Origin of the sequence: Pseudoalteromonas rubra, assembly GCF_005887115.1 — a bacterium.
GTDB lineage: Bacteria > Pseudomonadota > Gammaproteobacteria > Enterobacterales > Alteromonadaceae > Pseudoalteromonas > Pseudoalteromonas rubra_F.
The window spans coordinates 211,417-231,937 of sequence record NZ_PNCJ01000017.1 but is presented as its reverse complement, the minus strand read 5'-3'; the positions used below and the strand labels follow the sequence as shown (position 1 = coordinate 231,937).

At 50.0% G+C, this 20,521-nt stretch carries 16 protein-coding genes; 1 reads left to right on the top strand and 15 read right to left on the bottom strand.

Going from position 1 to position 20,521, the window contains the following annotated elements; translation table 11 throughout:
• Positions 1-20: 20 nt before the first annotated feature.
• From ftsZ to mraZ, 15 genes are read right to left on the bottom strand one after another with little or no spacing between them, the layout of a single operon-like run.
• The gene (ftsZ, locus tag CWB98_RS13205) at positions 21-1,235 is read right to left on the bottom strand and encodes a cell division protein FtsZ (protein WP_138545297.1); all 1,215 of its coding nucleotides are present in this window, start codon (positions 1,233-1,235) and stop codon (positions 21-23) included.
• Between the two features lie 20 nt (positions 1,236-1,255).
• Positions 1,256-2,491 (bottom strand): cell division protein FtsA, encoded by a 1,236-nt coding sequence (ftsA, locus tag CWB98_RS13200; protein ID WP_049863436.1) that lies wholly within the window; start codon positions 2,489-2,491, stop codon positions 1,256-1,258.
• Positions 2,488-3,267 (bottom strand): cell division protein FtsQ/DivIB, encoded by a 780-nt coding sequence (locus tag CWB98_RS13195; protein WP_138545296.1) that lies wholly within the window; start codon positions 3,265-3,267, stop codon positions 2,488-2,490. The genes ftsA and CWB98_RS13195 overlap by 4 nt, the downstream gene beginning before the upstream one ends.
• A gap of 1 nt (position 3,268) precedes the next feature.
• On the bottom strand, positions 3,269-4,177 hold the full coding sequence (locus CWB98_RS13190; protein WP_138545295.1) for a D-alanine--D-alanine ligase: 909 nt from the start codon (positions 4,175-4,177) through the stop codon (positions 3,269-3,271).
• Positions 4,174-5,643, bottom strand: coding sequence for a UDP-N-acetylmuramate--L-alanine ligase (murC, locus tag CWB98_RS13185; protein ID WP_138545294.1), 1,470 nt, complete (start codon positions 5,641-5,643; stop codon positions 4,174-4,176). The genes CWB98_RS13190 and murC overlap by 4 nt, the downstream gene beginning before the upstream one ends.
• Positions 5,622-6,686, bottom strand: coding sequence for an undecaprenyldiphospho-muramoylpentapeptide beta-N-acetylglucosaminyltransferase (gene murG / locus CWB98_RS13180; RefSeq protein ID WP_138545293.1), 1,065 nt, complete (start codon positions 6,684-6,686; stop codon positions 5,622-5,624). The genes murC and murG overlap by 22 nt, the downstream gene beginning before the upstream one ends.
• Positions 6,683-7,858, bottom strand: a complete 1,176-nt coding sequence (gene ftsW / locus CWB98_RS13175) for a cell division protein FtsW (protein ID WP_054014813.1) — start codon at positions 7,856-7,858, stop codon at positions 6,683-6,685. Before ftsW ends, murG begins: the two co-directional genes overlap by 4 nt.
• Positions 7,852-9,177 carry a UDP-N-acetylmuramoyl-L-alanine--D-glutamate ligase gene (gene murD, locus CWB98_RS13170; protein ID WP_138545292.1) on the bottom strand — a complete coding sequence of 442 codons (1,326 nt, stop codon included), beginning with the start codon at positions 9,175-9,177 and terminating at the stop codon, positions 7,852-7,854. The genes ftsW and murD overlap by 7 nt, the downstream gene beginning before the upstream one ends.
• Before the next feature lie 22 nt (positions 9,178-9,199).
• A complete protein-coding gene (gene mraY, locus CWB98_RS13165) occupies positions 9,200-10,282 on the bottom strand; it encodes a phospho-N-acetylmuramoyl-pentapeptide-transferase (protein ID WP_054014815.1) in 1,083 nt (360 codons plus the stop codon).
• On the bottom strand, positions 10,276-11,679 hold the full coding sequence (locus CWB98_RS13160; protein WP_138545291.1) for a UDP-N-acetylmuramoyl-tripeptide--D-alanyl-D-alanine ligase: 1,404 nt from the start codon (positions 11,677-11,679) through the stop codon (positions 10,276-10,278). The genes mraY and CWB98_RS13160 overlap by 7 nt, the downstream gene beginning before the upstream one ends.
• Positions 11,676-13,151, bottom strand: a complete 1,476-nt coding sequence (locus CWB98_RS13155) for a UDP-N-acetylmuramoyl-L-alanyl-D-glutamate--2,6-diaminopimelate ligase (protein ID WP_432765889.1) — start codon at positions 13,149-13,151, stop codon at positions 11,676-11,678. Before CWB98_RS13155 ends, CWB98_RS13160 begins: the two co-directional genes overlap by 4 nt.
• On the bottom strand, positions 13,144-14,958 hold the full coding sequence (locus CWB98_RS13150; protein ID WP_138545289.1) for a penicillin-binding transpeptidase domain-containing protein: 1,815 nt from the start codon (positions 14,956-14,958) through the stop codon (positions 13,144-13,146). The genes CWB98_RS13155 and CWB98_RS13150 overlap by 8 nt, the downstream gene beginning before the upstream one ends.
• Positions 14,955-15,275: a cell division protein FtsL gene (gene ftsL / locus CWB98_RS13145; protein WP_054014818.1), complete on the bottom strand. Its 321-nt coding sequence runs from the start codon at positions 15,273-15,275 to the stop codon at positions 14,955-14,957. The genes CWB98_RS13150 and ftsL overlap by 4 nt, the downstream gene beginning before the upstream one ends.
• Positions 15,275-16,210 (bottom strand): 16S rRNA (cytosine(1402)-N(4))-methyltransferase RsmH, encoded by a 936-nt coding sequence (gene rsmH, locus CWB98_RS13140; RefSeq protein ID WP_138545288.1) that lies wholly within the window; start codon positions 16,208-16,210, stop codon positions 15,275-15,277. The genes ftsL and rsmH overlap by 1 nt, the downstream gene beginning before the upstream one ends.
• A 21-nt stretch (positions 16,211-16,231) precedes the next feature.
• Positions 16,232-16,690 carry a division/cell wall cluster transcriptional repressor MraZ gene (gene mraZ / locus CWB98_RS13135; protein WP_046004813.1) on the bottom strand — a complete coding sequence of 153 codons (459 nt, stop codon included), beginning with the start codon at positions 16,688-16,690 and terminating at the stop codon, positions 16,232-16,234.
• 444 nt (positions 16,691-17,134) lie between these two features.
• On the opposite strand from mraZ, the gene CWB98_RS13130 reads away from it, so the two are divergent.
• Positions 17,135-20,128 (top strand): EAL domain-containing protein, encoded by a 2,994-nt coding sequence (locus tag CWB98_RS13130; RefSeq protein WP_138545287.1) that lies wholly within the window; start codon positions 17,135-17,137, stop codon positions 20,126-20,128.
• The last annotated feature ends 393 nt before the right edge of the window (positions 20,129-20,521 follow it).

Here is a 20,521-nt window from a genome sequence, read left to right as displayed (position 1 = left end):
GTTTGTTTTTTAACCTGACGTTAATCAGATTGTTTGCGTAAAAACGCAGGGATATCAAAGTAATCCCCTTTTTCTTTACCGCCTGAGCTGTTCGACGATGACGATGTACTCGTCGGTTTAGGCTCTGATGTTGTGCCGCTGCTCTGCTCAGGTTCATTACTTTCACCGCTGGTTTGAGTAAAGCTGGGGACAAACATATTCTGCCCTTTGCCACCTTCGCTGTCAGAGCCAACCGCCTTTTTAAGGCCGTTATCCACAATACCAAATTGAGGCCTGCGTTCACCACCAAGCCCAGTTGCAACCACAGTCACGCGCAGCTCTTCGCTCATCTCAGGGTCGATAACAGCACCAACCACCACAGTTGCATTTTCAGACGCCAATGCTTTTACATGGTTCCCCACAATCTCAAATTCTTCGATGGTGATGTCCATGCCAGCCGTAATGTTAACCAAAATACCTTTGGCACCGGTTAAATCAACATCTTCAAGTAATGGGCTGGAAATTGCCGCTTCTGCTGCTTCCTGTGCCCGGTCTGGACCACTGGCCGCCGCTGTGCCCATCATGGCCGTGCCCATTGCCGACATAACAGTACGTACGTCCGCAAAGTCCACATTGATCAAACCAGAACGTGTGATCAATTCAGCAATGCCCTGTACCGCGCCGTACAATACGTCGTTTGCTTTAGCGAAGGCATCTAATAATGTAGTGCCTTTACCTAAAACTTTAAGTAACTTGTTGTTAGGAATTGTGATGAGTGAATCTACAATTTCTGACAACTCGCCAATACCCTGATCGGCTGCAGCCATGCGCTTCTTACCTTCCAGATCGAAAGGACGCGTCACCACTGCCACGGTCAGGATACCTAGCTCTTTAGCGACACGCGCAACAACCGGCGCTGCACCTGTGCCTGTTCCGCCCCCCATACCGGCAGCGATAAACACCATGTCGGCCCCTTCAAGGCTCGCTTTGATGGCATCGACATCTTCTTCTGCAGCACTACGACCCACTTCAGGGTTCGCCCCTGCACCCAAACCTTGGGTGATCTGAGTGCCCAGCTGCACAGTCACATCGGCAGAGGATTTACGCAGAGCCTGCGCGTCGGTGTTCGCTACGATGAAGCGAACACCTTCAATTTCCTGCTTTACCATATGTTCTACAGCGTTACCGCCGCCGCCACCGACGCCGATGACTTTAATAACGGCTTCTTCGCCGTGTTGTTCCATAATATCAAACATCTTCACTCTCCGACTTGAGCTTAAAACTCACCTTGGAACCATTTAGTGATCCGGTTCCACCAACCATCTTCGGCATCCGCTTTCGTCCTGTGTGCATTCTTGACTTGCAGCGTTCGGCCATATTGTAACAAACCTACCGCTGTTGCGTATGCCGGATCATCAACATAATCGGTTAACCCTGTTATCCCTACAGGTTTACCAACACGAACGGGCATCTGAAAAATGTCTTCCGCCACTTCCAGTGCCCCTTTCATTTTCGCACTACCGCCGGTGAGTACAATCCCCGCGGCAATTTGATCTTCAAATCCAGACCGACGAATTTCTTCAAGTACAAGCTCAAATAGTTCTCGAAATCTGGGCTCAACAACCTCCGATAAGGTGTGCCGAGACATAATCCGCGCAGGCCTTCCACCTACGCTGGGTACTTCAATCGTTTCTTCATTACTGGCCATCTGGCTGCTCGCATAGGCATATTGTACCTTCAGCGATTCCGCGTGAGAAATAGGGGTGCGGAAAATTTTTGCAATATCCCCAGTCACCTGGTTACCTGCCACCGGAATAACGGCGGTATGACGCAATGCACCATTGACGTAAATCGCAATATCCATAGTACCGCCGCCAATATCAACAACTGCAACACCCAGCTCTTTTTCATCTTCAGTCAGCACTGAGTAACACGATGCCAGGGCTGTAAAAGTCAGCTGATCGACCTGTAAGCCACAGCGTTCAACGCACTTTTCGATGTTTTTCGCCATGTCGTTTGAACAGGTAATAATGTGCGCTTTGGCTTCCATTCTCACACCGCTCATGCCCAGTGGATTCTTAATGCCTTCTTGCATATCTACACTATATTCCTGAGGCAGTGAATGCAGCATTTTACGCTCGGCAGACATAGGTACAGAGCGGGCGATGTGGATCACATTGGCAATGTCGTCATCGGTGATCTCTGCATTATTATTAATGGCCACTACGCCACTTTCGTTTTGGCACTGAATGTGTTTACCCGAAATACCGAGATAGACAGAGCTGATCCGGCAATCAGCCATCAGTTCCGCTTCGTCAACAGCACGCTTGATGGAATCTGATACCAGATTGAGGTCGTTGACGCCACCTTTGTCCATACCGTGGGCAACCTGATTCCCGACTCCCACTATACTCAGCTGGTTGTCTGCTGTGATCTCCCCAACTGTTGCAACCACCTTAGAGGTACCTACATCCAGTCCAATCACTAAGTTTCTCTCTGCCGACTTGGTCATGCTTTACTCTTATCTTTATTGTCTTCGTTCTGGCTGAACTTCCAGCTAACCGCCAGTCCCGTATCATATCTCAGGTCGATCACATCTACCTGAGCGCCCTCTGGCTTTTCCAGCCTCGGATAAACATCTATAAACCGTTGCACACGCTGTGCTTTATCTTCCCGGCCCAGATTGAGCCGAATGCCGTTGTCCAGCCATAACTGCCAGGCAAAGCGCTCTGAAAGCGCCAGGCTGATCAAGTTAAACTGATTTACAGCCAACATTTCTTTTAGTTGTAAAAACGTCTGCCAGGCTTCGACTTCACTGCCTTCCGGGCCATATAGCTCAGGTAAAGTCTCTGGTAATCGCGTACTGCTTGCCTGAAACACACCACCTGCACTATTCAATAACAGGTCACTATTCCACACAGCAACTGGTTGATGCTCAACAACATACACCTGAAGGGCATCTGGCCACTGCTTCCTGACTGAGACAGTCGCCACCCAAGGCAAGGCTTGCACCTGATCGTGCACTGCCTTTACATCGAGTTCAAAGAAACTCGACAGATCCGTTTTTCGGATCGCTGCTACAATGTCATTTTTAGCCGTGTAATAGGGCTGGCCAAGTACCGTCAGGGTCTTGATCTGGGTATCTCTGTGCTGAGTCAACCAGTCACGAGCCCACAGTCCAGTTTGCAAAAGGCCTATTAGCACAATCAGGAAAAAACCCACACCAAACAACAGTGACCAGTTGACACTGTGCTTGAAAGCGGCGATTTTTCCCAAAAGAGCACGCATATTAAAGGGTTTGCTCCAAAATGCGAATAACTAATTGCTTAAATGACAACCCATTTTGCTTCGCAGCCATTGGCACCAAAGATTTTTCTGTCATGCCCGGCACCGTATTCACTTCCAGCAAGTAAAACTGGCCATTACTATCTTGCATTGCATCCACTCTGCCCCAGCCCGTTGCGCCAACCAGCTCAAACGCATGTTTCGCCATCACTTGGAGCTGCTCGGTGTACGCTGTAATGATATCTGCCGGACAATAATACTCAGTGCTGTTAGCCTGATACTTAGCCTGGTAATCATAAAAGCCCCGAGGCGTGCGCATTTCAATGACAGGTAAAGCCTCGTTTCCTAACATAGCTACAGTAAACTCACGACCTTCAATCCACTGTTCAATGAGAATTTCATTGTCATACTTAAACGCTTCACTGAGAGCGGCTTGCAGCTCCTGTGCTGACGTTGCCTGAGTCATGCCGATGCTGGAACCTTCGTGACTGGGTTTTACCATCACTTTGCCAAAGTCAGCCATCAGCGCAGCGGCGTCTATATCCTGAGACGCTTTGACCACACAGTAACGTGCCGTGCTTAATTTGGCAGATTCAAATAGCTGTTTACAGCGGATCTTATCCATCGCCAGCGCACTGCCCAGTACACCGCTGCCGGTATAGGGTAGCCCCATAAACTCCAGCGCCCCCTGTACGGTGCCATCTTCACCGCCACGGCCATGCAGGGCAATAAACACCCGGTCAACCTCGAGTGCTTTAAGTTCCCACAAGTTACGCTCCGCCGGGTCGAATGCCACGACGTCTACATCCGCTTCTTGCAGTGCATTGATGATCGCCTGACCCGACTTCAACGACACTTCGCGCTCGGCAGACAAGCCACCCAGCAATACCGCAACTTTGCCAAACTCACTCATAGTGCACCTTGCTTTAACTTTTCGACCGACAGCTCAGTGGCCGCCAGTTGTTTAACGATTTGCCCAATATTACCGGCGCCCTGGGTGATCACCAGATCGTTATCTCGCAATACATCCGCCAAAACCGCCTGTAAATCCTGACCGTCAGTGACATGGATAGGTTCAACACCACGCTGTCTTAAACTACGACACAAACTCTTACTGTCGGCGCCAACAATGGGGCTTTCCCCGGCACTATACACGTCTAATAACAGCAATTGATCGACCTCACTGAGGACTTTCACAAAGTCTTCATAGAGGTCCCGGGTACGGGTATAACGATGTGGCTGATACAACATAACCAGACGCTTATCAGGCCATCCAGCGCGTGCTGCACGAATAGTCACGGCCACTTCCGACGGGTGATGACCATAATCATCAACCAGCATGACTTCACCGCGTTCATTTTCAAACACGCCATAATGCTGAAAACGCCGACCTATACCCGCAAACTTTTCCAGCGCCGATAAGATCGCTTCGTTACCGATATCATGATCTTTTGCCACGGCAATGGCCGCGGTGGCGTTCAGTGCGTTGTGTTTTCCTGGCATGCTGAGTGTTACCTCAAGCTGCTCGCCTGATTTATGCACAACTTTAAATCGGCTGCGGCTCTGCGTTTGCTCAAAATCCACCATGCGGTAATCCGCTTCTGGGTTTTCCCCATAGGTGATGGCAGGGCGAGCAAAGCGAGGTAACAACTCTTTTGCCACATCAGAGTCGGTACACACCACAGCTAAACCATAAAAAGGCAAGTTATGAATGAACTCGACATAGGTGTCTTTCATCTTTTCGAAGTCGCCGTCATAGGTATCCATATGGTCGGCTTCAATGTTTGTGATCACCGATACCATGGGCTGCAAATGTAAAAATGACGCGTCACTTTCGTCGGCCTCTGCAATCAGGTAATCACTGCTCCCCACCTTCGCATTACTGCCGGCACTGTTTAACAAACCACCAATAATAAAGGTTGGGTCTAATCTCGCCTCAGCGAAAATACTGGCAATCAAGCTGGTTGTTGTGGTTTTGCCATGGGTTCCGGCAACCGCAATACCATGGCGAAAGCGCATCAATTCGGCCAGCATTTCGGCGCGTCTGACCACAGGTACCCGGGCGCGCTTGGCAGCCTGGATCTCTGGGTTGCTGGTATCAATGGCACTGGAAACCACGACTACATCGGCATCTTTAATATTGTTTTCATCATGGCCAATAAACACCTCAGCCCCTGCGCGGATAAGACGTTCCGTCATCGCATTCTGGGCAATGTCAGAGCCGGTAATTCGGTACCCTTCAAAAGCCAGCACCTCTGCAATACCGCCCATACCAGCACCACCTATGCCAATGAAGTGGATGGTATTAATACGTCTCATGGCTCTGCGTCTATTTATTTCTTTCACTGTTTTCTCTTTTAATTCGTTACTTCTTCGCATATGGCTGCCACTGACTGAGTTGCAGACAGCTGCGCACAGGCTTTAGCTTTATTTGCTTTGTTCCAAATGAGTGCCTGATCGCGACAGTATGGGAGTAAAGTGTCACATAAATGCTGCGCAGATAAATCAGGCTGAGGGATCAAAAGCGCCGCCGATTCGTCTACTAAAAATCGTGCATTGGCAGTCTGATGGTCGTCTACCGCATGGGGTAAAGGCACAAAGATAGCCATTTTACCTGCGGCGGCAATCTCACTCACAGTCAGCGCCCCCGCACGACAAATCACCACATCAGCCCAGTCGTATGCCTGATCCATATCCTCAATAAATTCAGCCACTTTGGCGTGTAAACCGTAGCGCTGATAGTTGTCCTCCAGACCGACATGGTTACCTTTACCACTTTGATGCCAAATCTGGATATCACCAGAGGTCGCCTTGCTCAGGAGTGCCATCGCTTCAGGCACAGTGTCATTGAGTACTTTCGCCCCCAGAGAACCACCTACAACCAACACATTGACAGAGGTACTAGGTTGTTTCGGCCTAAGCTGTGCCACACTTGCACGTACAGGATTACCGACAACATCATGGTCACGCTCAGCAAAAGCCTGCGGGAATGCCGCTAATACTCTGTTGGCAATACGAGCAAGTAGTTTGTTACTCAACCCGGCCACCGCATTTTGCTCATGAATTACCAGAGGCACTCGGGTTAGTTTTGCTGCTACCCCGACAGGGCCTGTAACATAGCCACCCATGGCGAGGATCACATCTGGGCGACGGTTGCGAATGATGATTTTGGCGGCAAAGATGGCTTTTATCACCATCCATGGCGCCATCAGCAACCGCTTTAGGCCATTGCCACGCACCCCTTTAACATCGACGAAATCGATTTCAATGCCATGTGCAGGCACAACCTGCGCCTCCATTCTGTCAGCGGTGCCCACCCAGGAAATCTCCCAGCCCTGTGCTTCGAGTGCTTTCGCCACCGCAATACCCGGAAAGATATGCCCGCCCGTTCCACCGGCGACCACAAGTAACCGCTTGGTCATTTTTTACCTCCACGGGAAGTCGCTTGTCGCGTCGACAGTTTGGTTTCAAAATCAATGCGCTGCAATAAACCTGCGGCGATCGTCATAATCAGTAAGCTAGAACCGCCATAGGATATGAAAGGTAACGTTAACCCCTTCGTTGGTAACATTCCTGCACTCGCACCGACGTTCACTACGGTTTGAAAAGCAAACCAGATACCTATGCCCAGAGCCAGATAACCTTCGTATTCTTTGCCCGCTTTCAACGCTTTTTGCCCGATGAGTAAGGCTCTGAATACCAATGTTGCCAGTGTCATCAGAACACAAATCACACCAATAAAACCAAGTTCCTCAGCGACAACAGCGAAAATAAAGTCATTATGAGCCTCAGGTAAATACTGTAACTTCTGTACACTATTGCCCAGACCCTGTCCCAGCCAGCCCCCCTGACCATATGCCATGAGAGACTGTACCAGCTGATACCCTTTACCGAAGGGATCTTCCCAGGGTTCTAAAAAACCGACTACCCGGGCCATTCGATAAGGCTCAAAAATAATCAACATCACAACCAGCAACACACCGGTCAGCATCAGCGCAAAAAACTGCCAGAGTTTTGCACCGGCTAAAAATAACAAACCAACCGTAGTCACAAACATCACCACCACAGTGCCTAAGTCAGGCTGCATCAGAATTAAAAATGCATAGACCGCAAATACAATAATGGGTTTTGCAAACCCCTTGAGGTTTTCCTGCACTTCGTCACGCTTGCGCACCAGATAACCGGCAATGTAGCTAAAGAAAAAGAGTTTCGCAGCTTCAGCGACCTGGAAACCTATCGGCCCAACGGGCAACCAGCGTTTCGAGCCATTTACTTCACGCCCGACAACCAACACAACCGCCAATAACACCAGCCCCAACAACAGCAGGTAGGGGTTGAAGCGCTTCCACCAGGTCATCGGCACTGTGGTGCTGAGCCAGAACAGCACTAACGCCATGACCAGAAACATGCCATGGCGCGTCACTATATGATACGGGTTATCGTACAAACGCTCTGCCACAGGCATAGAAGCACTCGTCACCATCACAAAACCGATCCCCACCAGACACAACATGGCGTACAGCAGCGGAACGTCGAACAACGAATCCGAAGGGGTCGGGGTAAAAGAGCGCCGCAGAGCGGTCATACTCAGCATGCTTGCCCCTCAACCAGTCGGCAGAATTCCTCGCCTCGGGCCATATAATTGGCATACATGTCAATGCTCGCGCACGCAGGCGCCAGTAACACCAGATCCCCGGGCGTAGCCTGTTGGGCCGCCAGCGCTACCGCTTCACTCAAGTTGTTGACCATCTGACTTTTAGGATGCAAAGGCATGAAATCCGCGCCATCTTTACCAAAGCAAAAGATGGTTTTGCAGTAGTGTTGTAAAGGCTGCTTGAGTGGAGACAGGTCTGCGCCTTTGGCATCACCGCCAACGATCAACAGGATCTGCCCCTGCTCACCGGCCAGACTTTCCAACGCCGCTACTGTCGCACCAACATTGGTTGCCTTGGAGTCATTAAAATAACGAACCCCTTTTACATCGGCAACCAACTGACAGCGATGCGGCAACCCTTTGAATGCTCTAAATGCCCTGATGAAAGCACTCTCTGGCAAAGACAGAGGAGACAAGAGCGCCATTACAGCCAGAGCATTAAATTGATTATGTTTACCAGGCATGGCAAGCTCATCAACCGGACACAGTTTTTTGCCATTAAGCGAAAAATAGCTCAGTCCAGCCTCTTCTATTAAGCAGCACGTTGCCCCCTCAAGCGCTACACTCAATGTGTTATCGTGAGGCAGATAGGTGCGGGCATCTTCGGCGTTATATACGAGACAGTCGACCTGTTGATAGATGCGTAATTTAGCTTCGCAGTAGGCGGCAAAGTCCGGGTACCTGTCCATATGATCTTCGGTGATGTTAAGAATCATCGCGCTCATGCAGTGCAAGCTGTGGGTAGTTTCGAGCTGAAAACTCGACAGCTCCAGCACAAACACATCAAAGTCTTGCTCCAGCAGATCCAGCACCGAAGTACCAATGTTCCCGCCCAAGCCAACCTTGAGACCAGCTTGCTGACATACCTCGGCAGCCAGGCTGACTACGGTTGACTTACCGTTCGAGCCTGTCACAGCAATCACCGGCTTGTCATTCAGACGAGCAAATAATTCCACGTCACCAATAACTTCAACGCCGGCAGCGATGGCCTGGGCAACACAGGTCTCATACAAAGGCACACCCGGGCTGATCACGACCAAATCAGTGGCACTCAGTGCCGCTTCTGCAAGGGGACCAAATACCGCTTCACACTCTGGCAGATTATGATTCATCCAATCGGCTCCGGGAGGCACAGGTCGTGAGTCAACTACCTTAGGGGTTATCCCATGGCGTACCAAAAAACGTACTATGCCCAGACCGGTAACTCCCAGCCCGAGCACAGTAATATGTTTATTCTTTAAGGTGTCTAAATAACCCATATCCTGACCTTAGTGTACTGCTTTAGCGGATCTTTAAAGTTGCCAGCCCCGCCAGCACTAATATGATCGAAATAATCCAAAATCGCACAATTACCCTGGGCTCCGGCCAACCCTTTAATTCATAATGATGATGGATCGGCGCCATGCGGAAAATCCGCTGACCACGCAATTTATAAGACCCCACCTGTAGAATCACAGAAAGTGCCTCCATAACAAATACCCCGCCCATAATCAGCAACACCAGCTCCTGGCGCACTAAAATAGCGATGATCCCAAGCGCCCCGCCGAGTGCAAGTGAACCAACATCGCCCATAAAGACTTGCGCCGGATAAGTGTTAAACCACAAAAAGCCAAGCCCGGCGCCAACAATTGCCGTGCAGACTACTACCAGCTCACTGGCAGAGGCTATATGAGGAATATGGAGGTAATTTGCAAATACAGCATTTCCGGTTACATAAGCGATAATAGCCAGTGCCGACGCCACTAAAATGGTCGGCACTATGGCCAAACCATCGAGTCCATCGGTCAGGTTTACGGCATTTGACGTGCCTACCAGCACAAAATAGCTCATCACCAGATAAAACAAACCCAGTTGAGGCAATACGTCTTTGAAAAATGGCACGACGAGCACAGTTTCCGACGGATCTGAGGAAGTGAAGTAAATAAAGGCTGCGACCGAAATGGCAATTACTGACTGCCAGAAATATTTCCATCTGGCTATCAAGCCTTTGCTGTCTTTGCGTATCACTTTACGGTAGTCATCGACAAATCCGACAACGCCCAGCGATCCAATCACAAACAAAGTGATCCAGACATACTTATTACCAAGATCACCCCATAGTAAGGTGCTGGCAAAAATAGCCCCCAAGATCAACAACCCACCCATGGTTGGGGTGCCTGACTTAGATAAGTGTGACTCAGGACCATCATCCCGAACTGTCTGGCCAATCTGCATCCGCTGTAACGCGCGGATAAGCTTTGGCCCGAAATACAAAGAAATCATTAACGCGGTCAGGATCCCCAGGATCGCACGCAGCGTCAGATAGGAGAAAACGTTAAAGCCACTGTAATATTGCGTCAGATATTCCGCTAACCAGGCTAACATGGGCGTTCCTCTTCACTGTCAGAGCGATTATTGGATGCTTGCCCGACTGCCACCAGATCTGCAACCAGTAACTCCATACGTGCACTGCGTGATCCTTTTACGACCACGGTACAAACCTCATCGCGTTGTGCCAGTAATTGTACAATTGCCTGCAGCATATGCTCTCTTTGTGAGAAATGCCGATTGGCAGTTTCAAGTACATCGCTGGCATAACGACTCAACACACCTAATGAAAACAGTGCATCAATGCCTTTTTCTTTGGCATATTCACCCACTTCTTCATGGTATCGACGCGCCTCTTCTCCCAGCTCGCCCATATCACCTAACGCGAATACACGATAACCCGGCATGCTGGCTAACAAATCAATGGCGGCTTTGACTGAACGAACATTCGCGTTGTAGCTATCATCAATGATCCGCAGCGTGTCTGATACCTCGATCAGATTGACGCGACCTTTTACCTCTGCCATGTTTTCCAGCGCCAGTTTGACATCTTCCAATGTCGCGCCCAGTTGCACAGTGCAAGAGGCTGCTATCAGGGCATTCATAACGTTGTGCTCACCGGGTAAAGGTAGTGTGATGGTGACGCGTTGTGTCCCCTGACACAGTGTAAAAGTAGCACGGCCCAGTGTATCCAGAGTGATATCTTCTACCCAAAGATCAAGTTGTTGTGTCATGGAGAATCGGCTGGTACGTTGTGTTGTCAGACTTTGCTCCCACATCGGTGCAAAGCGACAGTCACAGTTCAGCACAGCTACGCCGTTTTCTTTCAGACCGGAGAATATTTCCCCTTTGGCCTGCCCAACCCCTTCAATCGAGCCAAAGCCCTCAATGTGTGCCGGTGCCACATTGCAAACAACCGCAACATCTGGATTTACCAATGCACTGGTATAAGCAATTTCACCAATATGATTTGCACCCAGTTCTATCACAGCAAACTCGTCGTCTTCACTGAGGCGCAATAACGTCAGTGGTACACCAATGTCGTTATTGAAGTTGCCAGCGGTGGCTAATACTTTGCCCAACCGAGACAAAATGACCGCAGACATCTCTTTCACTGTGGTTTTGCCGACACTCCCTGTAATGGCCAGTGTTTTTGGCGCTACCTGCTGAATCACAGCCTGACCGAGCTGGCCCAGCGCCAGTCGTGTATCTTTCACCACAAACTGCACAATATCAACGTCTACCGGATGATCAACAATGGCGGCAATCGCGCCTTTTTGCTGCGCCTGGGCAACAAATTTGTGGCCGTCAAAATTCGGCCCTTTTAATGCCAGAAACACTTCGTTTTCGCTAATTGTGCGTGTATCTGTATTTATATTTAAAACACTGCGGTTTTGCCCGTCAAAAGGGGCCTTCAGTACATCCGCAAGCCAAGAGAGATCCATCTTGATCATGCACTTTCCCCTGATAATATTTTCTGAGCCCAGCCAATATCACTAAAAGCCAGACGTTGGTTACCTATAATCTGATAGTCCTCATGCCCTTTACCGGCGATCAGGATCACACTGTGTTGATCGGCGCTCCGAATTGCGTCACGTATGGCACTCGCCCTATCAGGCTGACAAAGAGCATACTCGGGCTTACTGAGCCCAGCCTTAATGTCTTCAATTATTGCTAACGGATCCTCACCACGCGGGTTGTCACTGGTGATCACCACAGAATCTGCGTATTGTTCAGCCGCCTGTGCCATTAACGCGCGCTTGCCTTTGTCGCGCTCACCACCACAACCAAATACACAGGTCACTTTGCCTGGTACATGCTGCTGCAACGCCTGAAGCGCCAGCGCCAGCGCATCGGGTGTATGGGCATAGTCGACCACACAAGTTGGCTGCCCGGCCACTTCAATTGCCTGCATCCGGCCGGTGACAGGTTGTAATTGCGCAGCCCCGTTAACCAGCTGAGTCAGTGGTATCCCCTGAACCAACAATACAGCAAATGCTGCACACAGGTTGTACAGGTTAAACTCGCCGAACAAAGGCGTGCTAACCTCCGCATCGCCCCAGCTGGTGTACAATCTGACATGTATGCCCTGACTGTCAAAGCGTGCGTCACTAAAATAAACAAACTGCTGCACAGTCTCGCCCAGCGTGACATCTGCAGGCTTGCGACCAAAGCCAATTGGGTGAGCAATTTTACCTGCGCCTAGCCAACCCTGTGCCCAGGGATCGTCAATATTGACTACCCCGTAGTCTGGCCGGCAGTCAGTAAATAGCTGTAGCTTAGCCTCGGCATAGCTTTCCATTGTGCCATGATAATCAAGATGGTCGCGGCTCAGATTGGTAAATACCGCCACATCAAACTGACACTGTGCAACGCGCCCTTGTACCAACCCATGAGACGATACTTCCATGGCAGCCAGTTGGTAGCTGTGACGCAGCTCGTTTAAAATACGTTGCAAATCAACATGAGACGGCGTGGTATTGTTCAATGGTGTCAGCGCATCTGGAGCACCATAACCCAGCGTGCCAATCACCGCACCGGGTAAGCCGCACGCACTAGCCAGGTGTGCAATCATTGCTGTCGTGGTTGATTTACCATTGGTCCCAGTAACACCAACGAGTTTCAGGGTACGACTGGGCTCACCATAAAATGTCGCCGCTAGCAGAGCTACTTTGTCTGCCAGTGCATTGATCCGTAATACTCGTTCATCTTCTGCATCGAGGGCACAGGTTGTATCGGCCAATACCACAGCTGCGCCACGCTTTAGCGCCGCACCGACATATCGACCACCATCTTGCTGATGACCCCTAAGTGCAATAAAGCAATCGCCCGGACACACATCTCGGCTGTCCAGGCGTAAATTGTTAACTGATATAGCTGGGGATGACACCCCAATATTAGCCAGTGCAAGGCTCAAGTCATGTATCATTATCAGGCCTCGACAAATAAGCGACACGGTCTTTGTCCGGTGCCACATTTAAAATTCTCAATGCATTGGAAACGATTTCGGCAAATACCGGCCCCGCCGTATGACCTCCATAATACACATCACCGCCGGGTTCATTGATCATCACAACCACCGCAAGACGGGGATTACTGACAGGCGCAACACCGGCAAAATAACCGACATATTCGTCGCCATACCCGCCGGCAATGGCCTTTTCCGAAGTACCGGTTTTAGCGGCAGCTCGATATCCATCGACTATGACATTCGCGGCCGTCCCGCCTTTTTCAAACACCGACTCCATCATCTCAACCACAGCCAGTGCATCTTCTTCACGAAACAGACGTTCCCCCGGCACAGGTCCATCCTGCTTCATTATGGTCAGTGGTCGGGAAATCCCGCCGGCACCAAACGTGGCGTAAAGTCTGGCTACCTGTGCAGTACTGACTGAAACCGCGTAACCATATGACAAGGTAGCAATTTCAAAGTCAGACCAGCGACGATTAGGGTAAAACAGGCCCGAACTTTCGCCAATCATCATAGTGCCGGTGTCTTCGCCAAACCCAACCTGCTGATACAGGCCAACAAAATATTCTTTGGGCAGCATCTGGCTGATTTTAGCCACCCCCATGTTACTGGAGATCTTAAGGATTTCACGCAGTGTCATTTCACCGTGATTACGCTCATCTTTGACCAGGCCGCCATTAAGGCGCATCCAGCCAGGATAGGTATCTATGGTATCGTCAGCCTGGATCACGCCATGATCTAACCCGGCCAGCACAGCCAACGGCTTGAGCGTGGAGCCCGGCTCAAACAGATCGGTTATGGCGCGGTTACGGCGTTTATATGGCGCCGCATCACTCATATCATTGGGATTAAAGCTTGGACTATTAACCATGGCCAGAATTTCGCCGGTGTGAACATCCACCACCATGGCCGAGCCAGAGGTTGCCTGATAAGTCAGTACAGCTGATTTAAGTGCCTGATAAGCAATTGCCTGGATACGTAAATCAATACTCAGGTGCACATCTTCCGGCTCTACGCGTTCTTCTTCAGCCAAAACCTGAACCTCCCGGCCCTGCGCATCCTTACGTATGGTGCGACGGCCTTCAGTACCCGTCATCGCCTTATCATAGAGCTTTTCAATGCCTTCGATGCCAATACCATCAATATTGGTGACACCCAATACATGGGCCGTGACTTCCCCATTGGGGTAATAACGTTTCGACTCGTCGAGTAAGTGGATCCCGGGCAAGCGCATCTGACGAATATAGTTGGCCACCGCAGGCGTGACCTGACGCTTTAAATACACAAAGCGACGCTTAGGATTGTCGCGCAGGCGTTTATCTATCTTTTCTTGTTTGATTTGCAGTACATCTGCCAGTTCCCGCCAACGCACTTCGTCCCGATAAAAAGCGTGTTTACGGGCACTCAGCTCTGCTGCGTTGTCGGCTAATGCCTGAGTATCTTCACCATTACGACGGGCTTTTCTAAGCACCTTTTTCGATAATGCCTTATCCAGCGCCTTGGGATCAGCATAAACACTGACCACTGGCACACTGACCGCCAGTTCCTTGCCATTGCGATCGAAGATCATCCCGCGTTGTACCCGCACAGTCTCAACCCGTACGGTGCGTTTAGCATTTTCAGAACGCGCTTTATCGGGCTCAATCACCTGCAAATAAGCAGCACGCGCGATCAAGGCGGCAAACACCAGCACCAGCATCACGCTAACCAACGCAAAACGCCAGCTGATTAAATTGACTGTGGTCTTTTTCGCCGGGCTCATGGTAGTACGATCACCTGCTCTTCTTTACTGGTTGGTCGCTTCATCTGCAACTGGGTTCTGGCCACTTCTTCAATACGTGCATGTTGCGAGTAAAACTCCTCTTCAACTAACAAGTAGCGCCATTCCAGATCCAGCTCATCTCGTTTTTGTAATAATTTATCCTGCTCAATCAATTGCTGGCGGGTTAGGTGGGTCACCTGCACCACCGCAAGTGCCGATCCTAAGGTCAATGCCAGCAACAAAAACGTCAGCTTGTTGGCCAGTAACAACTGGCACATTTCTAAAAATAATTTGGGCTGACGTTGATGCTTTTTCATTACAGTTTCTCAGCAATTCTCAGCACCGAGCTGCGCGCTCGTGGATTCGCATCAATTTCTGCCTGACTCGGCTTGATGGCCTTGCCTACAGCCTTTAACGTCAGATTCTGTTTAAGCTGTGCATCAGTGAGGGGTAAACCGCGTGGCACAGCCTCGCCTTTACTTTGTTTTTTAATAAATTGCTTAACGATGCGATCTTCCAGCGAATGAAACGAGATCACGACCAGGCGCCCACCCGGTTTTAATACCGTCAACGCAGCCTGCAATGCTGTCTGGATCTCTTCCAGCTCACTGTTGATATAAATACGAATTGCCTGAAAGGTGCGGGTAGCAGGGTGCTTATGCTTGTCTTTTACCGGCACAGCTTCATCAATCAGCTCCGCCAGTTGCTTGGTTGACGTGATCTCTGTGTGCGCTCGGGTTTCTATGATTTTGGTCGCAATACGGCGGGCAAATTTTTCCTCGCCATATTTTTTGATCACAAACACCATGTCTTCCAGCTCGGCTTCCGCTAACCACTGTGCGGCACTGCGCCCCGCTGTGGGGTTCATGCGCATATCCAGCGGACCATCTTTCATAAAGCTAAAGCCACGCTCGGCATCATCAAGCTGCGGTGAAGAAACACCAATATCCAGCAAAATGCCATCAACCTGCCCCAGCAGACCGGCATCACGGGCAACGCTCTCAATGTGAGAGAAGCGATTGTGGGCAATACTAAAACGCGGATCATCAGCAAACTTCTGCGCTGCGGCAATCGCTTGCGGGTCCTGATCGATGGCCTGCAATTTGCCTTGCTCGTTCAGCCGCTTAAGTATTTCACCCGAGTGACCACCGCGGCCGAATGTGCCATCGATATAAGTGCCATCGGGTTGGATATTCAATGCATCCAGCGTTTCAGCCATCAGCACTGAAATATGTTGCCATTCTGTCGCCATAAAATTTGGTTTTCACCCCAGTTATAAAGAAAAGTCGTCAAGCTCAGGACACGCTTCCACGTCACCACTGCGCTCAATCTCAGTATCGGCCTGCATTTGTTCATACCAGCGCGCTTCATCCCAAATCTCAAACTTATTGAGCAGTCCGACCAGCATTAGCTTTTTGCCAAGGCCGGCATGAGCGCGTAGCGTGGGCGCCAGTAAAATGCGACCATTTTTGTCCAGCTGGTATTCTTCCGCATGCCCTAAAAGCATGCGCTGCCAGCGTCTGACTCTGGGGTTGGTGTTGGATAGTCGTTGTAATCTGGATTCAATTTCGCGCCACTCAGAAAGTGGATACAGCCACAGGCATGGTTCGTTGATCGCAATAGTGCAAATCACAGCGCCCTGTTCTTCAGACAGCAGTGGCTGGCGATACCGAGTTGGTATCGAAAAGCGCCCTTTGTCATCGAGGCTCAATGAGCTTGCGCCGCGGAACATACTTACCCGCTTGGCCTGCTATGATAAACGAATCTTTGATCCAATTTGATCCACTCTAACCCACATTTTCCCACAGGATGACAGTCTAGGGCTTGACAAGCCTTTTTGTCAAGTTGGATCACTCAGCTTGACTGGCCTACAGGCCAGAAAAATCGCGGGTTTTACGGAACTCCATGAAATCGGTGGGAAAATGTGGGCAGACGAATAATTCGAGATCTTTTGACCGAAAAATGTACCTTATTTGACTACTATAGAATATTTCATTCATGAGATTTTTACGCCTGATGGTGTTACCAAAAGGCCGAAAATTTAATAACTCTAGACTAGTATTTAGGTTAAACGGGTTGGTTAAAGCGCGCTGCGCTTGTATCATGCCGCCACCTCATAACCAGGCGAGTTTGTATTATTAAAGAAATATCAATAAAACAGCGATTTTACCGATTGATGCTAGTGCTCAGTCTGCCTGGATTTTTATTGATCCTGGCTCTGCTATTTGCACAGCGAAGCAATATGCTACAGATGCAGGAACAACAAGCGTTAATGTATGCCAACCAAGTTGCCACACTGCAACATGCTGAAATTGCCTCAACACAACGATTGCTGCAGCAATTAGCCTATCAGCCAAGAGAGTTGCAACACCAGCCTGGGGTATGTCCGCAGCTGCTATCGAGTGCACAGCATTTGTCACCCAGCTTTGCTAATTTTGGCCTGGCTACGCCGGATGGTAATGTCACCTGCTCGCTATCTCGAATATCAGGTCCGATTTCGATTGCCGATCGCCCCTACTTTCAGCAAGCGATCGATGAAGGTACATTCAGCATTGGTGAATACCAGCATGACAGAAGTATTAACAGTGCAACACTCAATTTTGCTCACCCCGTCTATCAGGACGGACAGCTCGCCATGGTGATCATTGCCGTTAAACGTCTGTCACACTGGAGCCGTTCGCTATCCAGGCTCACGCTGCCGCAGGGTACACGCGTGATGGTAGCCGATCATACCCGAGCGATTGTCGCAGAATATCCCTACAGCAACGCGCCTTTAGGCAGAGCCGTTAGCGAAGACTGGCCTGAAGGCCTGAATGAACAGGCGGTGCTGCTCAACGATGCTAACGGTCATCACCACGTCTACATTCGTCTGCCTTTGCTTGCAGCACGAGGTGAACTGGCTATTTATTTCGCCTTCCCCTTTGAAGATGCCTGGCAACAGACACAGCGTCACTTCGCCTTGGTTTTAAGTAGCTTTTTTATCTTGTTGTGCCTGCTTATCTGGCTGGCCCGTTACCGCCTGCACAAAACCCTGTTACAACCACTGACACAGTTCCGACAGGCCATTGCCGCGCTCGCGCAGGGGCGCACGCTGGATCTCACCAGCCATACTATGCCTCAGGAATTGGCCTTACTGGGCGAGCATTTTGAAAACATGGCCAACGTGCGCCTGCAAACCGAGCAACAATTAACGCATAAACATACCGAACTACAAACCTTGCTGTCGGCACTACCCGATAGTTACTTACGCGTTGATGCTCAGGGCCAGGTACTTGCCAAGCATGGTGTACTGGTACAGCAAGGCAATACACTGAGTGAGCTATTTCCCCATCATATTCATAAACGGATCCGTGTTGCGCTGACCCTACTCAAAGAGCAGCCTCACCTGCTACTGGAATACACATTAGGTGAAAACCAGCAGGGCTACGAGGTCAGAGTTCAGGGCATGAGTCACGCTGAAGAAGCCGTCATTGTTATCCGAGATATCAGTCATCGCAAGCAACAGGAAGAAGCATTGAATCTGGCTGCGCTGGTTTACAACAACTCAAGTGAAGGCATGGTGATCACAGATGCCCACGGTTATATCCTTGATGTGAATCGCGCCTTTACTGAGGTAACAGGTTTCTCTGCACACGAGGCAATAGGCAAAACCACCGCTATCCTGAATTCAGGCAAACACGATCGTGCGTTTTACCGCCAAATGTGGCACGCACTGAGTGATACCGGCCGCTGGCAGGGCGAGATTATTAACCAGAGAAAAAATGGGGAACTGTATACTGAGTGGCTGACTATAGATACGGTCTACGATGAGCAACAGGAAGCTTATCGCCGAGTCGCGATTTTCACCGATATAACCGATAATAAACTCAAAGATGAGCAACTTTGGCGACAAAGCCACTATGACTCTTTGACCGATCTGCCCAACCGGACCAGCCTTAAAAAGCATCTCAATAATCTGCTTGCAGAGCCTGGTAAGCAACTGGCCATACTGTTAATGGACATTGACCATTTTAAAGATATCAACGACACCCTGGGGCACTACTACGGCGATCAACTCCTCACTCTGGTTGCCAGAGCATTGCAATCACTTGAGCAGACTGGCGTCACTCTTTCGCGGATCGGCGGTGATGAATTTGTCATCATTTGTGAGCACTGCAATAGTGAGGCAAAAGCCGTTGTCCTGGCAGAGCGGGTTCAGCAATTGTTTAAACAGGACTTTATTTTGGATGGAGAGTCCTGCCAAGTTGGTGCCAGCATTGGCATCGCACTGAGCCCCCGTGATGGTGACAGCAGTGAGTTATTGCTAAAAGCGGCCGATCAGGCCATGTATCGGGCCAAAGATCAGGGCCGTAACGGATATGCGTGTTTCGACTCGACTTTACGTCAGCAGAGCGAGCAACGCCTGTTAATGCTCAGAGATATGCGCCAGGCGCTATCTGACGAACAGTTCGTGATGTATTACCAGCCCATTGTGGCCATGCAAGATCAGCAGATCCATAAAGCCGAAGCCCTGATCCGCTGGCAGCATCCCGATAAAGGCATGATCAGCCCCGGCCACTTTATTCCGCTGGCGGAAGAAACTCAGCTGATCCATCAACTGGGAGAGTTTGCCTTCCAGCAAACCCTGCAAACACTCAGCCGCCTGCAACAACGCCATGGTGCGTTCCAGATCAGTCTGAACGTATCGCCGGTGCAGTTCAATGCCAAACACACCAGCCTGTTAAACTGGCAGGCTCAGCTCAGCGACGCCAATTTGCAACCCGAGGACGTGGTCATAGAAATCACTGAAGGCTTAATGATGCAAGGTGAAGGCCGCAGTCAGGCACGACTTGGTCAGCTTATCCAGCAAGGCTTTTCGGTCGCACTGGATGACTTTGGCACCGGCTATTCATCGCTGGCGTATCTGAAACAGATGGACACCGACTTTATCAAGATAGATAAACGCTTTGTCGACGGCATTGAGCATAATGAAGACGACCTGGTACTGTGTGAAACCATGATCATGATGGCGCATCAACTGGGCCTTAAGGTGATTGCCGAAGGCATAGAAACCGCCACGCAGCATGAACTGCTCAAGCAAGCAGGCTGTGACTATGGCCAGGGGTACTTTTACGCCAAACCGATGAGCCAGGCGGGTTTGGAGGCTTTGTTGTTAGAGAAATCACAGTAGCTGTAATAAATTGCGCTACTGTGATCGACGTTATAGCTTGTTCTTAGCAGTAAGGATAACTTGGTATCGAGCCCTCTGGTGGTATGGTGCAACCAAACGGCAGGTGTTTTCTTTGCACAGGGCCCAGTGGAATACAGCCTCTGCGTATAATCTCATCAATAAAGTACTGCGGGGGCCCGGTACAATATCTGACCGCGGGAGTTACCTGCTCTTCCTCCTCATGAAGTGCTGTCCAGACACCAACAGAAGCTAAAAAGTGCGAAAATCAGATAACAGTTACTCGATTATCACTAGGACTATTCAAAGTTCACGCATGTGTATTTAACCTACCCCAAGTATCATAACAGTGCTTCATACATTGCCTTAGTTTGAATTGCATCATGAGAATCTTGA

Bases quoted from the DNA above. Each gene is read 5' to 3' on its own strand.
- ftsZ (WP_138545297.1), bottom strand. From the start codon at position 1,235: ATGTTTGATATTATGGAACAACACGGCGAAGAAGCCGTTATTAAAGTC.
- ftsA (WP_049863436.1), bottom strand. From the start codon at position 2,491: ATGACCAAGTCGGCAGAGAGAAACTTAGTGATTGGACTGGATGTAGGT.
- CWB98_RS13195 (WP_138545296.1), bottom strand. From the start codon at position 3,267: ATGCGTGCTCTTTTGGGAAAAATCGCCGCTTTCAAGCACAGTGTCAAC.
- CWB98_RS13190 (WP_138545295.1), bottom strand. From the start codon at position 4,177: ATGAGTGAGTTTGGCAAAGTTGCGGTATTGCTGGGTGGCTTGTCTGCC.
- murC (WP_138545294.1), bottom strand. From the start codon at position 5,643: ATGCGAAGAAGTAACGAATTAAAAGAGAAAACAGTGAAAGAAATAAAT.
- murG (WP_138545293.1), bottom strand. From the start codon at position 6,686: ATGACCAAGCGGTTACTTGTGGTCGCCGGTGGAACGGGCGGGCATATC.
- ftsW (WP_054014813.1), bottom strand. From the start codon at position 7,858: ATGCTGAGTATGACCGCTCTGCGGCGCTCTTTTACCCCGACCCCTTCG.
- murD (WP_138545292.1), bottom strand. From the start codon at position 9,177: ATGGGTTATTTAGACACCTTAAAGAATAAACATATTACTGTGCTCGGG.
- mraY (WP_054014815.1), bottom strand. From the start codon at position 10,282: ATGTTAGCCTGGTTAGCGGAATATCTGACGCAATATTACAGTGGCTTT.
- CWB98_RS13160 (WP_138545291.1), bottom strand. From the start codon at position 11,679: ATGATCAAGATGGATCTCTCTTGGCTTGCGGATGTACTGAAGGCCCCT.
- CWB98_RS13150 (WP_138545289.1), bottom strand. From the start codon at position 14,958: ATGAGCCCGGCGAAAAAGACCACAGTCAATTTAATCAGCTGGCGTTTT.
- ftsL (WP_054014818.1), bottom strand. From the start codon at position 15,275: ATGAAAAAGCATCAACGTCAGCCCAAATTATTTTTAGAAATGTGCCAG.
- rsmH (WP_138545288.1), bottom strand. From the start codon at position 16,210: ATGGCGACAGAATGGCAACATATTTCAGTGCTGATGGCTGAAACGCTG.
- mraZ (WP_046004813.1), bottom strand. From the start codon at position 16,690: ATGTTCCGCGGCGCAAGCTCATTGAGCCTCGATGACAAAGGGCGCTTT.
- CWB98_RS13130 (WP_138545287.1), top strand. From the start codon at position 17,135: ATGCTAGTGCTCAGTCTGCCTGGATTTTTATTGATCCTGGCTCTGCTA.